This is a genomic window from Candidatus Micrarchaeia archaeon, from assembly GCA_041650355.1.
In the GTDB taxonomy this organism is placed as follows: domain Archaea; phylum Micrarchaeota; class Micrarchaeia; order Anstonellales; family Bilamarchaeaceae; genus JAHJBR01.
In genome coordinates this window covers 1-12,341 of the sequence record JBAZLI010000023.1, presented here as the reverse complement: position 1 = coordinate 12,341, position 12,341 = coordinate 1, and the positions used below count along the sequence as shown (strand labels likewise).

Annotated in this window: 16 protein-coding genes and 1 rRNA gene; 5 read left to right on the top strand and 12 right to left on the bottom strand. The window is 53.7% G+C overall.

Translation table 11 applies throughout. The features are described 5' to 3' along the window. Positions 1–1,501: alanine--tRNA ligase-related protein (locus WC488_02560; protein ID MFA5077283.1), on the top strand; the 1,501-nt coding region annotated here is incomplete at its 5' end. Here WC488_02560 and WC488_02555 read toward each other — a convergent pair. The 5 genes from WC488_02555 to WC488_02535 form a co-directional block, all read right to left on the bottom strand. Beyond that, positions 1,493–2,215, bottom strand: a complete 723-nt coding sequence (locus WC488_02555) for a glucose-6-phosphate isomerase family protein (protein ID MFA5077282.1) — start codon at positions 2,213–2,215, stop codon at positions 1,493–1,495. The two genes, WC488_02560 and WC488_02555, sit on opposite strands and share 9 nt — an antisense overlap. Continuing rightward, positions 2,212–2,610, bottom strand: a complete 399-nt coding sequence (locus tag WC488_02550; GenBank protein MFA5077281.1) for a hypothetical protein — start codon at positions 2,608–2,610, stop codon at positions 2,212–2,214. The genes WC488_02555 and WC488_02550 overlap by 4 nt, the downstream gene beginning before the upstream one ends. Before the next feature lie 62 nt (positions 2,611–2,672). After that, the gene (locus WC488_02545; protein ID MFA5077280.1) at positions 2,673–2,870 is read right to left on the bottom strand and encodes a hypothetical protein; all 198 of its coding nucleotides are present in this window, start codon (positions 2,868–2,870) and stop codon (positions 2,673–2,675) included. Positions 2,871–3,033: 163 nt separating this feature from the next. Continuing rightward, positions 3,034–3,148 (bottom strand): 5S ribosomal RNA (rrf, locus tag WC488_02540). Positions 3,149–3,292: 144 nt separating this feature from the next. Further along, complete coding sequence (locus tag WC488_02535) at positions 3,293–3,532, bottom strand: DUF2892 domain-containing protein (GenBank protein MFA5077279.1); 240 nt, start codon at positions 3,530–3,532, stop codon at positions 3,293–3,295. Between the two features lie 157 nt (positions 3,533–3,689). Here WC488_02535 and thsB point away from each other — a divergent pair, with 157 nt between their 5' ends. Further along, on the top strand, positions 3,690–5,333 hold the full coding sequence (thsB, locus tag WC488_02530) for a thermosome subunit beta (protein MFA5077278.1): 1,644 nt from the start codon (positions 3,690–3,692) through the stop codon (positions 5,331–5,333). Positions 5,334–5,477: 144 nt separating this feature from the next. Next, positions 5,478–5,750 (top strand): hypothetical protein, encoded by a 273-nt coding sequence (locus tag WC488_02525; GenBank protein ID MFA5077277.1) that lies wholly within the window; start codon positions 5,478–5,480, stop codon positions 5,748–5,750. Positions 5,751–5,784: 34 nt separating this feature from the next. Here WC488_02525 and WC488_02520 read toward each other — a convergent pair whose 3' ends face one another. Genes WC488_02520 through purE form a run of 4 tightly spaced genes read right to left on the bottom strand, consistent with a single transcriptional unit; the run spans position 5,785 to position 8,435 of the window. Continuing rightward, on the bottom strand, positions 5,785–6,633 hold the full coding sequence (locus WC488_02520; protein ID MFA5077276.1) for a hypothetical protein: 849 nt from the start codon (positions 6,631–6,633) through the stop codon (positions 5,785–5,787). A 44-nt stretch (positions 6,634–6,677) separates the two neighbouring features. Further along, a complete protein-coding gene (locus WC488_02515; protein MFA5077275.1) occupies positions 6,678–7,361 on the bottom strand; it encodes an HAD-IA family hydrolase in 684 nt (227 codons plus the stop codon). Between the two features lie 25 nt (positions 7,362–7,386). Beyond that, entirely contained in the window at positions 7,387–7,977 is a 591-nt protein-coding gene (locus WC488_02510; GenBank protein ID MFA5077274.1) for a methyltransferase domain-containing protein, read from the bottom strand. A 20-nt stretch (positions 7,978–7,997) separates the two neighbouring features. Beyond that, complete coding sequence (gene purE / locus WC488_02505; protein MFA5077273.1) at positions 7,998–8,435, bottom strand: 5-(carboxyamino)imidazole ribonucleotide mutase; 438 nt, start codon at positions 8,433–8,435, stop codon at positions 7,998–8,000. Between the two features lie 46 nt (positions 8,436–8,481). On the opposite strand from purE, the gene WC488_02500 reads away from it, so the two are divergent. After that, complete coding sequence (locus WC488_02500) at positions 8,482–8,841, top strand: Rpp14/Pop5 family protein (protein MFA5077272.1); 360 nt, start codon at positions 8,482–8,484, stop codon at positions 8,839–8,841. Positions 8,842–8,843: 2 nt separating this feature from the next. On the opposite strand, the gene WC488_02495 is transcribed toward WC488_02500, so the two are convergent. Both WC488_02495 and WC488_02490 read right to left on the bottom strand, forming a co-directional pair. Continuing rightward, positions 8,844–9,308 (bottom strand): hypothetical protein, encoded by a 465-nt coding sequence (locus tag WC488_02495; protein ID MFA5077271.1) that lies wholly within the window; start codon positions 9,306–9,308, stop codon positions 8,844–8,846. A gap of 8 nt (positions 9,309–9,316) precedes the next feature. Next, a complete protein-coding gene (locus WC488_02490) occupies positions 9,317–9,823 on the bottom strand; it encodes a hypothetical protein (protein MFA5077270.1) in 507 nt (168 codons plus the stop codon). 54 nt (positions 9,824–9,877) lie between these two features. Here WC488_02490 and WC488_02485 point away from each other — a divergent pair, with 54 nt between their 5' ends. After that, complete coding sequence (locus tag WC488_02485) at positions 9,878–10,582, top strand: FAD-dependent oxidoreductase (protein ID MFA5077269.1); 705 nt, start codon at positions 9,878–9,880, stop codon at positions 10,580–10,582. Here the strand turns inward: WC488_02485 and WC488_02480 are convergent. Beyond that, positions 10,560–12,341, bottom strand: a 1,782-nt coding sequence (locus WC488_02480) for a hypothetical protein (GenBank protein ID MFA5077268.1), incomplete at its 5' end; no start/stop codon positions are given. The genes WC488_02485 and WC488_02480 overlap by 23 nt on opposite strands.

Sequence of the window (12,341 nt, the reverse complement as noted above, 5' to 3'; positions counted from 1 at the left end):
CGAAAAGATAATGGAAGGGCACGCGAAGCACCTGCACGGGATTTTCCCGCACCTGAAAGAAGGCGCGGAAAGCACCGCCGCTGTGATAGGGGAGGAAAAGAAAAAGTTCCTCGCGACGAAGGAGAAGTCGCGCGGGAAAGTGATGGGCGTTCTCTCTTCAGGGAAGAAGGTGGACTTCGAGGATTTGAAGGTGCTTTACACAAGCCACGGCGTGCCTCCCGAGTACGTTGCAGAACTGGGCGTGAAGAGCAGTGTTAAAGTCGAGGTTCCGGAGAATTTCTACGAGCTCGCGCGCGCATCCGACGAGGCAGAGGAGGCGGAGCCGAAAATAGACGTAGCGCATTTCCCGAAAACAGAGGCGCTCTTCTATTCAGGACTCGGGGAGTTCGAGGCGAAAGTCCTGGGCGTAGTGGAGAAGAAGTACCTCGTGCTGGACAGGAGCGGATTCTACGCCGAAAGCGGGGGCCAGGTCGCGGACACGGGCACCATGGGCGGGAAGGAAGTTAAAAGCGTGATAAAGGTCGCAGGAGTGATATTGCACGAAGTCGAGGGAGTTTCCCAATTCAAACCTGGCCAGAAAGCGGTCGGGAAAATAGACCTGGAGCGGAGAAAGGCGATTTCCAAGAACCACACCGCGGCACACATGCTCAACGCGGCCGCGAGGCTGGTGCTCGGCAGGCACATCTGGCAGGGCGGCTCGCACAAGGACGTGGACAAGGCCCACTTGGACATCACTCATTACAGGCGCATAACCCAGGAGGAGCTGGACGAGATAGAGAGAAAAGTGAATGAGTGGGTTATGGATGACATTGCGATCACTACGGAGGTGCTCCCGCGCAACATAGCCGAGGAGAAATACGGCTTCGGTCTTTACCAGGGCGGCGCTGTGCCTGGGAAAGAGATAAGGATTGCGAAAATAGAAGGGGTGGATGCTGAAGCCTGCGGAGGGACGCACCACATGAACAAAAGCACAGGGGAAATCGGTTTCTTCAAGATAATAAAGCGCGAGGGCGTGCAGGATGGTTTGGAGAGGATAACTTATTCCACGGGGCTGGGCGCGCTCGCGTACGTGCAGAGGCAGGAGGCGCTCCTGCGCGAATCGTCTTCAAAGCTTTCTGTTTCAGAATCCGAGCTGCCGCGCACAGTGGAGCGCTTCTTCGAGGAATGGAAGGAAAGGGGCAAGAGGATAGAACAGCTTTCAGCAGTCCTGGCCGAGCAGGAAGTGACCAAGCTTGTGGCCGAGAGCGAAAAGAGCGGGAAATACGTGTTCAAAATCGTGGACGCGGACGTTCAGACGCTCATGAAAATGGCCCAGATGGTGGCTATGAGCGAAAACGGGGCGCTCGCGCTCGCGAACAAAAGCATGAACCTCGTCTGCGCCGCCGGAAGGAAATCGAAATTCAGAGCGGACGATATCTTGAAGGAAGTGGTGAAGAAATACGGGGGAAAAGGCGGCGGGAGCGCCCAGATTGCGAGCGGGAAAGTGGAGCGCCTAGGCTGAGCGCCCTGTAATAAGACTCGGTTTTTTCAGGAATTCGAATTTTCCGGGATTGGCCCAGAATTCCTTCAAAAGGTCCGGGCACTCGAAGCCGTATTTCGCGTTCAAATCAGATGCCTTCAGCTTCTCGGTTTTACGCACGACGTAATTGCCGTTGGGCTCTAGCCCGAAATCAGTGACGTAATAGGCCGCGCCCAGGTCCTTTTTGTATGCAGAGTAATCTGATTCAAAGCCATCGGCTACAAGGTTTCCCAGAATGAGCACCTTGTCAGGGCTCGCGTTTATCGTGTTGTGGCCCCAGTTCGGGGGTATGAGTACCGCCTGCCCCTTCTCCCCGTACGTCACCATCACGTCCACGCTCGCGTCGCTTCTGGGCTTCTGGAGCACGAAAAGCGCCCTTCCCTCTAGAATTTGATACGCCTCGGGGTAGCTCAGCCCGTTTTCGGCAAGAGGGTGGTAATGGCCGTAGGTTTTTGCGTACTCCCCATCTATCCTCCTGGGAGGGATGATAGTGATGTCGTACCTGAGCCCTTCCTTGACAACAATAGAGCGGAACATGAAGTAGAGCGGGAAATCATTGAGCACCTGCTGCCTTTTCATGAGCACCTCGTTCAGCTCAGAGAAGTTGCGCACGCTGAACTCCTTGACCTCGCCGTTGACGAAGACGCTCCTGCCCACTATCTCGAGCTTCACCGGCTCCGAATAATAAATGGTCATACGCTGTCCTCAAAGTCCTTGTGCATGAGGAACTCGCGCCTTTTCTCCAGGGTCTTGTAAGCCACGAGCTTCTCCTGCTTCATCTTGTGCAGGAGCGTCCTGAGGAAATTCACGAATTCGCCGTGCAGCCGGTTGTTCTGAGAAATCCTGGTCTCGAGCCGCTCTATCGTCCTGTAGAGCTTCACCATGTTGCTCGCCGAGACGAAGATGCGCCTGCCCTTCTCGCTGGAAAGGTGCGCCTCCAGGACCTTCTTTATCATCTGGATTTCTTTCTGGACCTTCTCGTTATCCTCCGCGCCTTTCTCTATCTCCAGCTCGAATGTGCGCGCCATCTGCGCAAAGTATTCCCAGTCCTCTTCGGTAGCGCGCTTCTTCATGTCCGAATGCAAATCCATACGGCATGAATTCCGGCGCAATATATAAATAGTTTGCTGATTTCCCAGACGCTGAGGGGCCCTCAGCTGCCGGTAGTTCCTCCGGCTTCTTTTTCGTGCCCCCTGGGTTTTCTGGAGTTGAGTATCCCATTTATTGTTTTCCGCTCAGTTTCAACATCAAACGCTCCCGCTTTGTTTCGGGGCCTTGGTTCTCCGAGCAGTGTTTTCATCTTTTTCCGTTCTGCTTTAATATCCATCAACTTTGTTTTTTGGGCAGCCATTTTAGCACCTTAATGTCGTATAACACATATTTCCATGTTTTTAAATTTATCTAAAACCAGATTCAGCAATGCAACTGTTCCTATGAATTAATGGGGGTGAATGTCAGTGCCACCTTTTAACGCAGCGAAAAGCGCAGCATCCCATCTGATAAGCGTTAAAAGGTGTCAGCAGCAGCGTGCTTTCCCGAGCGTAGCTCAGTAATGGCGGTGCCGTGAAGAGGCTTAACTTCCGTGTTCGGTATGGGAACGGGTGTTGCCCTCAACCTATGGCCGCTGACAACTATTTGATGCTAAGAAGGATTTTTAATTGTATTTGTAAATTGAATCAGCTGTTTTCGGCAATTTACAAATGCGCACAATCGCCACGCTGCGTAGCGAATTGTCGCAGATAGGCGACAGATAATTTATGAAATTTTGTGCACTTACTTTTTCTTCTTAGCTTCGGTCTTTCCCCCATTCTTCGCAGTGCTGATTCCGAGCAGCCTGTATAGCGGGCAGAACCCGAATATGCCTGTAAACAGCAATATCACCGCCAGTGCGAGCACCACCCAGCTCAGGGGGTAGGTTACGCTTACGCCGAGCGTTCCGGTATAAATTAGGGCAAATATTATGCCCAGCACAATCCGCACGCCGCCGTCAATGTCAGAAATGTTCTTTTCCATCTTTGCACCCACTGGTAGTTACCCTGAAAAACCTTTAAATATTTTCACTTGCATATATGTCTGCTTATTTCATCAGGCTAAGTGCTAATCTCAATCCTGCTGAAAGGACAAATTTTCGTAAATCTAAAAAAATCTGCAAAAAATCTAAGGTGATAGAATGGCAAGACAAGTATCAGGACAGGACTCCTCGGTAATGTCCGAGGGTTCGCAGAGGATTCTGGGAAGGGACGCGATGAGGATAAACATCGCCATAGGGTACGCGGTCGCGAACATAATAAAGACCACGCTGGGCCCGAAGGGCATGGACAAGATGCTCGTTTCGGACCTTGGGGACATAGTTATAACAAACGACGGTGCCACCATACTCGAGGAGATGAACGTGGAGCATCCTGCCGCGAAGCTCATGGTCGAGGTCGCGAAGACCCAGGACAAAGAGGTAGGGGACGGAACTACGACCAGCGTGGTCATTGCCGGAAACCTGCTCAAGAAGGCCGGGGACCTGCTGGACCAGAACATACACCCCACTTCGGTGATAAAGGGCTACGAACTCGCGAGCAAGCGGGCTGAAGAACTGCTCACGAAGGCCTCGGAGAAAGTGCATCCGGACGACGTGGAGACGCTGAAGAAGATAGCGCTCATCTCCATGGGCTCCAAGGGAATCGGGAGCGACAGCGAGAAAGCCAAGATTGGCGGGCTCGTTGTCACTGCGCTCAAGCAGGTGCACGAGAAAAAGGAGGGCAAAATCGTCATAGACCAGGAGCTCATAAAGATTGAGAAGAAGGCCGGAGGCGAAGTGCTCGACACCGACCTGATTACGGGCGTGCTCGTGGACAAGGAAGTGGTCCATGCAGGGATGCCCAAGAGCCTGAAGAACGCGAAAATCGCGCTCATAGACGCGGCCCTCGAGATAGAGAAGACCGAGACAGACGCGAAAATCGAGATAACCAACCCGAACCAGATGGAGGCGTTCCTCAAGCAGGAGGAGAAGATGCTCAAGGAAATGGTGGACAAAATTGCGTCCACAGGAGCTAACGTGGTGTTCTGCCAAAAGGGCATAGATGATGTCGCGCAGCACTATCTTTCCAAGGCCGGCATAATGGCTGTCAGGAGAGTAAAGAAGAGCGACATGGAGAAGCTCGCGAGAGCAACAGGCGCGAAAGTCGCCTCGAGCCTCGACGATTTGAGCGATAAGGACATGGGCTTCGCAGGCACAGTGGTCGAGAAGAAAATCTCGGGCGAAGCGATGGTGTTCGTGGAGAACTGCAAGGACCCCAAGAGCGTCACCATATTCGTGCGCGGAGGCACCGACCACGTAGTGAGCGAGGTGGAAAGGGCCGTGAAGGACGCGATAGGCGCGGTTTCCTCAAGCCTCGAAGACGGCTCGTTCGTGACCGGCGGAGGAAGCGTGGAGATGGAGCTCTCGAAGGACCTCATGAGCTACGCGACTGAGATAGGCGGAAGGGAGCAGCTCGCAATCCAGGGGTTCGCAGAGGCGCTGGAGAGCATACCGCGCACCCTTGCCGAGAACGCGGGAATGGACCCGATTGACACCCTCGTTGCGCTGAGGAACAGGCACAAGGACAAGGACGGGAAATACTTCGGCGTGGACGTGCTCGCAGGGAAAGTCGGGGACATGTTCAAGAACGGCGTGCTCGAGCCTACGAAAGTCAAGAGGCAGGCCATGACCAGCGCCACCGAGACCGCGAGGCTCATCCTCAGGATTGATGACATCATCAGTTCAAGGGGGAAGAGCGCGCCCATGGGCCCTGGAGGGCCCGGTGGAATGGGAGAAGACATGTAATCTTCTTTTATTTTTCATTTATTTTATTTTCACAAGTTTTGGTTTCACTATTGTAACCATGGTTACAAACCCACTGGAAACCATCCCTCTTTCTTTGTTTATAAATAATCCTCCGGCAGTAGCTCTGCCCCAGAAAGGAAGGAGATGGACATGATAGAAGACGAGATAGTGCATTGGTGGAAGGACGACAAAGGCGAACAGCACAGGACTATTTTGCGGATAGAGAGCGATTCTCCCACCCAAAGCAACGGTTTTCCCAGGGACGGGGTGATAAATGTAAGGATTATGAACACTATTTCAGCTACTGCAATAAAACTCTCCCCGGCAGAAGCGCTCCAGGTGAGCACCCAACTCCTCGCGGTCGCGAAAGACCTTCTCAACAAGAAAAGAAATATGTGGCAGAACCACGAAGACTGATTCCGGCCACTTATAATTCCAGTTCCGAATCCGGCTATTTGCACAGGTGGTCGTTCTCGTCGCACGCCTCCCCTGAGGCGCACTCGCTGTCCTTCGCGCAATAACCCACTTTGGTGCCGCACCTGTGCTGGACCGTATCGCAATACTGCCAGTTCCCACAATCCAGGTAATTGTTGCACATGTCCCGCTTGGGCTGGCACAAGTGGCCGGTAGGCTCGCAAAGTTCCCACGTCGTGCATTCCCTGTCCGTGGCGCAGAATCCTTTTCTTGCGATGCACTTGTTCAGGCTTTCGTCGCACATCGCCCAGCTCTCGCAGTTCAGGTCGTTCTTGCAGAACCCGGCTTTCGGCTCGCAGTAGTTGGTGGATGCGTTGCAATATTGCCAAAGCTGGCATTGGTAATCAGAATCGCACCTGTCCGGCAGGGGCACGCACTTGTTCTCGACCACGTTGCACTGCTGCCAGGACTCGCAGTCGTAATTGTTGTAGCACAGCCCCTGCTTGGGCCTGCACGTGTGCGTCTGCGGATGGCACCTTTCGAGCTGGGCGTTGCACGCACTATCACCGTCGCAGAAGCCCGGCTTCGCGGTGCAGTTCTCCTGCACGCACAACTGCCAGCCCGGGCAGTCCGCGCTAAGCCTGCACTTGCCGGTCTTGTACATGCAGTTATGGCTCGTGGCGTTGCACATCTTCATGGTGTCGTTGCACTCGGCGTCCGCGTTGCACCTCTCCGGGGCAAGCACGCACACCTTCTTTCCCATGTCGCAAATCTGCCATTCCTTGCACTTCTTGTCCGAGTCGCAGCTCGTGCTTCCTCCTGTGCATCCTGCCAGGATGATGAATCCGGCAAGCATCAATCCGAAAATGAAATAGGATTTATTCATATAGAACACCTTTCCACTCAGTTTTCTATTTCCATAAACAATATTTAAAGGCTTTCCAGCACTCGGGCAAGCTCGGAGAGCGACCTTATTTCCGCGTCCGCATCGCTTTTCCCCAGCGCATATTTCGCGCCTTTCCTGCGCACCCTCACCGCCTTCCACCCTGCCTTCCTCGCAGGAGCTATGTCCTTCTCCTCCCTGTCCCCCACCATCACGCACTCCGAAGCTTTGACCCCGACCATTCCAGCTATTTTCCTGTAGAACCCAGGGCCTTTTCCTACGCCCAAATCCTCCGAAACAAAAGCGTCCTGGAACAGGAGCGCGAGCTTCATGCATATGAGCTTGTCCCACTGCTTCACGGCTATTCCCTCGCTCGCAACGTAGAGCGGATATTTTTCCCTTAATTTAAGGAGCGCCGAGGGAGCGTCCGGATAGGGCTGTATGGACGCCTTGGTGTTGTGGTAAGCCCCGACAGCGCCAGCGACGAACTTCGCCCTTTTTTCCCTCTCTACTCCGAGCTTTTCTAGCAGGTAATCGAAGTGGTTCGCGTAATTGGAGCCTTTCTCCCTAATCACTTCATCGAGCTTCCGCGCCACCCTCTCGTAATCCGCGTCCAGTCCCAGCTCTATCATCGCGTTGAGCGCGTTCCTCCTGGCGAGGTTCGAGAATTCGGTGGACGGGAAAATCACATCGTCTATATCGAAAAACAGCAATTTCCTGCCTTTTGCCATATTCACTATTGTCCGCTTGCCCTTTTTATTTCTTAGCGAAAACAAGGTACGCGGTGTGCATGAGCCCCAGGTGCGCAGGCCGAACCCCGTACTCCCTGACTTCGTACTCGCGCACGATTCCCTCAAGCATGAACATATCCACGAATCCGTTGGCGTGGCACGCCATGAAAAACGCCTTGGCCTGCTCCACGTTCGGCAGGTAGCCCACGAGCCACCCGTCCTTCCTGAGCGCAGAATGCGCAATCGCAACCCCTTTTTCCGCGTCCGGCAGGTCCAGCGTCACCAGGTCCACTTCCTTCTCCTCAACCCCCTCGAATACATCCCTGTTCTTCAGCTCCACGTTCGCAAGCCCTGCTTTCTCCACATTCCTTTTCGCCAATTCATAAAATTCAGGCTTCCTCTCGTAAGCGTAAACTTTTTTGCATATGTTCGCGAGCGAAACCGTGAGGAACGCGCTCCCTGCGCCTGCATCCACGCACACGCTCTCCTTCCCGACGCCCGTATAAGCAACGATGAGCCCAATATCCTTGGGCTGTATAATCGCAGGCCCGCGCTTCAATCTCTTCAAAAGCGCTGGAAAATGAAATTTGAGTTCCATATTTTCACGTCTCGCCACGGCCTTCAGGCCATGGAAGTTCACTTCTTCATCTTTTCCCTATATTCAATCAGCTTCTTCGCAAGCCCCTTGTCCGAAACAGCCAGAACCTCAACAGCAAGCAACGCCGCATTCTTCCCATTGTCTATTCCGACAGTCGCAACCGGAACTCCCGGGGGCATGTTCACTATGCTCAAAAGCGCGTCCAGCCCCCCGAGCTTCGCGTTCACCGGCACCCCAATCACAGGTTTGACCGTTTTGGATGCGCACACCCCCGGGAGATGCGCACTCAACCCAGCAATCGCGATAACAATGTCCGCCCCGCTTTCCCTGAGCACCTTTTCCAATTTCTCAGGATTCCTGTGCGCGGACGCGACTTCAGTCCTGGAAGATACTCCGAATTCCGCAAAAATATCTTCAGCTTTTTTCGCTATTTCCCGGTCGCTTTCGCTTCCCAGAACTATTAGGACCTTTTCCATCCGCTCACCTTATTTGTTTATAAAAACGAATACTTAAAATATCCCTATGTACTCGGCAATGAGGATGAAGAAGCGCTACGTGGTTTTCGCGGTAAAAAGCGCGGCCCCGGCAAGCGAGGAAGACGTGAAAAAAGGGATGTACGCCTTCCTGCTGCGCTTTTTCGGCGAATACGGCTATTCCAAACTCTCGTACAAATTCATGCAATACGAGCAGAAGGAGGGGCTCGCGCTCGCACGCTGTTCGCGCGATTCGCTCAACGACATGCTCGGTGCTCTCGCGCTAATAGAAAACCTGAACGGGAAAAAAGCCCGCACTACCGCATTGGCATCGAGCGGCACGCTGAAAACACTGAGAGAAAAAGGATTCTCGTTCATAAGGGAAAAAGAGGAAAAGAAGAAAAAATGAATCTATTTTTTGGTGCCCGCGATGAGCGCCCCTATTGCTGCCAGCACCGCGCCGATTACCGCAGCGATTATGGCCGCTCCGGGTATGCACAATACTGCAACCAGCCCTCCGCCAAGCATTCCCCCGAGCTGTCCTGTCGGGTCGGTCCCTGTAGCGACGGTTATGCCCATTCCGAGCATGCCTGCCACCACATTAATGAGCAGTGCGATTATCCCGTTCACGAGCGAAGCCACTCCGGCAACGATTGCGCCAGTTATCGCGGCTCCGGCCATGTCCAGCCCGCTCTTGGCCGCGCTATGGCCTGCCCAGATAAGGACCCCCAGCTGTATAATGAGGTAGAGCGGCATGAACACGCACGCAATCACGTTGAGCAGCGGTATGCTCCCTGCTATCGCGCTCAGTGTTCCTAGCACTACGAGCACCACGATAGGCATGACCGCCAAACCTATCATCTTTCCAAAATCCATATCATCACCTATTTTTTGAGCACGTACTTTTCCATGAAGTCTGCGCCCTGCCGGTATGCAGAAGGGCCCAAAGCATGAACGTAGTTGAAGTCATCAAGTATGCCGGCTATTTCCCTGGCTCTTATGTTTTCCGGGCTTCCGGGTTCCGTATGGTCCACCATGTTCCCTGACGTCCACACCTCGTTCCCCTTAAGCGTCATAATGACACGCTCTGCAGGGGTGTGGTAGCGGTCCGGATTCTTTTTGAAATAATCGCTGCGCTTAGCTACTATGGCAGCCAAGAGTGCCACGGCTTGGCCAAAACCAGGAGCATTCATCTCCTTCTTGCCCACGTATTTCTCAAGCGCCTCGCGAGCTTCGTCTATTTGCTTATAATTCGGGCTTGGGAGGATATCCTCCTGGATTTTTCGCTGTTTTCCGGGCGGTTTGCTTATGCGGGCGGGCACAATGTTCTGCACTCCAGACGTACTTTCCGAATGCGCAGGTGCCTTCCTTTCATCCATTCTCGTTTTCATACGTTCACCTACCTCAAACAACGATTATAAATCTTGTGCCCCATCTAAAACCCCATGGAGAGGAAGGAGTTTGTCTTGTCTTCAGTGCGGCTTTTGGCCGTTTCCCTGCTCGAATTCTCGTTCTCGCCTCTGGATGGAAAAAACATAAAATTCGAGCCGGGCCAGTTCGTGATGCTCCACCAGCTCGAGAACGGGTCTTTCGGAAAACTGAGCAGGGCATTCTCCATCGCATCTTCGCCCCTCAACCCGGAACTCAGGTTCGTGATAAAGATAACCGGCGGGGCTTTCACATCCATACTATCCAAAATGAAGCCCGGCGACAGAGTAGGCGTCAGCGGACCTTTCGGGAATTTCGCATTCCGCGGCGAGGAGCGGATAGTGTGCATAGCAGCCGGAACCGGAGTCGCGCCCATGGTGGGGATTCTCGAATACGTTTCGCAGAAAAAACTCGATGGCAAGTTCACGCTTTTTTACAGCGCCAAGACCGAGAGCCTCGTCGCGTGCAGGGGGCTTCTCGATTCCTTCCAAGCCTCGAACCCAGGCATAAAAGTGGTGTACTCGCTCACGCGCGAAACTCCATCAGGATGGAAGCACGAGCTGGGCAGGATAGATTCGAAAATGATGGGAAAATACGCGGATTACGCGAAAGACGCGACCGTATTCATCTGCGGCCCTGCGGAATTCTCCAAAGCGATGAAGGGGATAATGCTCGGCCTCGGAACCTCCGAAGTCAGAATCAAGGCTGAAGCGTGGGGCTAGGCCCATATGCGGCATCATACGCCTTTTTCAGCTGTTCCGGAGTGAGGCGCCCTATCTGTTCCTCAGTAAGCTCCCCGAATTTCCCCTTGATTATGCCCGCTCTCTCGAACTCTTCTGCGAAAGACGCGGCCCGGTTGGCTTTGTACTGTTCGCCCATCGCTTCGTCCGTGTATTTTTCGGTGAGGTTCATGTACACGTTTTTGAGCGTGGCTTTGCACAGCGGGTCATCTGTTTTTTCGTATATCCGCTGCACTATCTTGGTATAATTCCTGAAAATGCGCTGGAGCGAAGCATCCTTGACCGTAAGCTTCCTGAACTCCACTTTCACGTCCTCGTCAAGGGACTCGCCCCTAGTCACGTCCGGCGAGGCGGTGTTTCTGCGCTCCTGCTCGCTCTTGAGCGCCTTTATAGCCTTGTTTATAAGGCTGGGTGGCAGAGGCTCCACAGGTATTATCCTTCCCTTGGGATTGGTCCTGAAGGTCATCTTCATGTCCAGATACAGGAACGCCTCGTCCCTCTCAGCTTCCGTGGCCTGCCTTTCCTCTGATTTCCCGCCCCTGATTTTGCCGAGCTTCATCCCGATTTCAAGCACGTGAATCGCATTCTCCATCCTTCCGGCGATCTCCTGCTCCACCATCTTCTTCTTCCTTCCGAAGCCAACTCCGCTTATGTATCCCAATGGGAAGCCGCGGTTTGCGATCGCCCACTCAATCCTGTCCAGGAACCGCATGTATCCGGCCCTCGCTACTCCTGAACTGTTGGCCACGAGGTCGTACGCGTAATGCCTTGCGGAGCTGAAGAATCCCTCTTCGGTGGCGCGCCTCATTTTTTTCTCGCAATCCAAAACATACTCATCCTTGCTCTTGTATATCTTCATTTTCGCAGGGTCGAAAATCTCCCCTATGGGCTTCTTGAACGCGTGATAAGTGTCCTTCACTCCGAGCACCGGGCTGATTACCATGATTTTGAAAACGTCCTGGGCCACTTTGCCAGGATGAAAAAATCTTTTGAGGAATCTACCCACACTCCCGAGCCTGCCGGGTTTCTCGTAAATAACGACCTGATTTCCCGGCTCCGGGGCAGACATTACATCCCACTGCTCGCTTTCCAGTTTTGCCACGTATTTTTTCCCGTCTGCTTTGAATTCAACTTCCAATATGCCTTCCTTGCTTCGTTTGACCTTGAGCACTTCGCTCACTTTGAGCTTCAGGTCCTTTTCATCGTATTTGCCCCCGCTCTCCACAATGAGCTTTGCACTTATCTCCATCCCCTTGGTTATGCCATCAAGCCTGATATTGCCGCTCTCGTTCAGCGGCACGATTTTCCTGCTCTCCCCTGCGCGCTTTATGCCTGCCATTATGGTCTGGAACGCAATCATGGGCCACGAAATCCCGGCCGAAAATTTTCCGTTGAGGACGTTCACTCCTGCGTCCATGGGCCCGAGCATCGCGCCCATCCTCAGCCCTGGCTTGCTTCCGCTCCTGGCAGTCGCGCTCGCGAACAGCGCGTTTTCCCTCACCTGGGCTCCTACGCCCTGCTTTCCTTCAGCCTGCACGGTAACTCCCCCGGCATCGGCGCGCAGGTACGGATTCATCTTCCTTTCGCCGTCCTTGGCTGCGACGTCGTAAGCCACGCCGCCGGAAACTCCGTACATCTGCTCGTCTCCGCGCACAGTGCGGTAACCGGTCCCCCCGCCTACCCTGGGCACGCTCCTGAACGGCACGATCGAAAAGACAATATCATATCCCACGCGCCATTT

What these genes read in the sequence shown, in the direction of transcription:
- WC488_02525 (MFA5077277.1), top strand. Translation starts at nt 5,478, where the DNA reads ATGGACATGATAGAAGACGAGATAGTGCATTGGTGGAAGGACGACAAA.
- WC488_02535 (MFA5077279.1), bottom strand. Translation starts at nt 3,532, where the DNA reads ATGGAAAAGAACATTTCTGACATTGACGGCGGCGTGCGGATTGTGCTG.
- WC488_02485 (MFA5077269.1), top strand. Translation starts at nt 9,878, where the DNA reads ATGGAGAGGAAGGAGTTTGTCTTGTCTTCAGTGCGGCTTTTGGCCGTT.
- WC488_02545 (MFA5077280.1), bottom strand. Translation starts at nt 2,870, where the DNA reads ATGGCTGCCCAAAAAACAAAGTTGATGGATATTAAAGCAGAACGGAAA.
- WC488_02550 (MFA5077281.1), bottom strand. Translation starts at nt 2,610, where the DNA reads ATGGATTTGCATTCGGACATGAAGAAGCGCGCTACCGAAGAGGACTGG.
- WC488_02520 (MFA5077276.1), bottom strand. Translation starts at nt 6,633, where the DNA reads ATGAATAAATCCTATTTCATTTTCGGATTGATGCTTGCCGGATTCATC.
- WC488_02490 (MFA5077270.1), bottom strand. Translation starts at nt 9,823, where the DNA reads ATGAAAACGAGAATGGATGAAAGGAAGGCACCTGCGCATTCGGAAAGT.
- WC488_02500 (MFA5077272.1), top strand. Translation starts at nt 8,482, where the DNA reads ATGTACTCGGCAATGAGGATGAAGAAGCGCTACGTGGTTTTCGCGGTA.
- thsB (MFA5077278.1), top strand. Translation starts at nt 3,690, where the DNA reads ATGGCAAGACAAGTATCAGGACAGGACTCCTCGGTAATGTCCGAGGGT.
- WC488_02495 (MFA5077271.1), bottom strand. Translation starts at nt 9,308, where the DNA reads ATGGATTTTGGAAAGATGATAGGTTTGGCGGTCATGCCTATCGTGGTG.
- purE (MFA5077273.1), bottom strand. Translation starts at nt 8,435, where the DNA reads ATGGAAAAGGTCCTAATAGTTCTGGGAAGCGAAAGCGACCGGGAAATA.
- WC488_02515 (MFA5077275.1), bottom strand. Translation starts at nt 7,361, where the DNA reads ATGGCAAAAGGCAGGAAATTGCTGTTTTTCGATATAGACGATGTGATT.
- WC488_02555 (MFA5077282.1), bottom strand. Translation starts at nt 2,215, where the DNA reads ATGACCATTTATTATTCGGAGCCGGTGAAGCTCGAGATAGTGGGCAGG.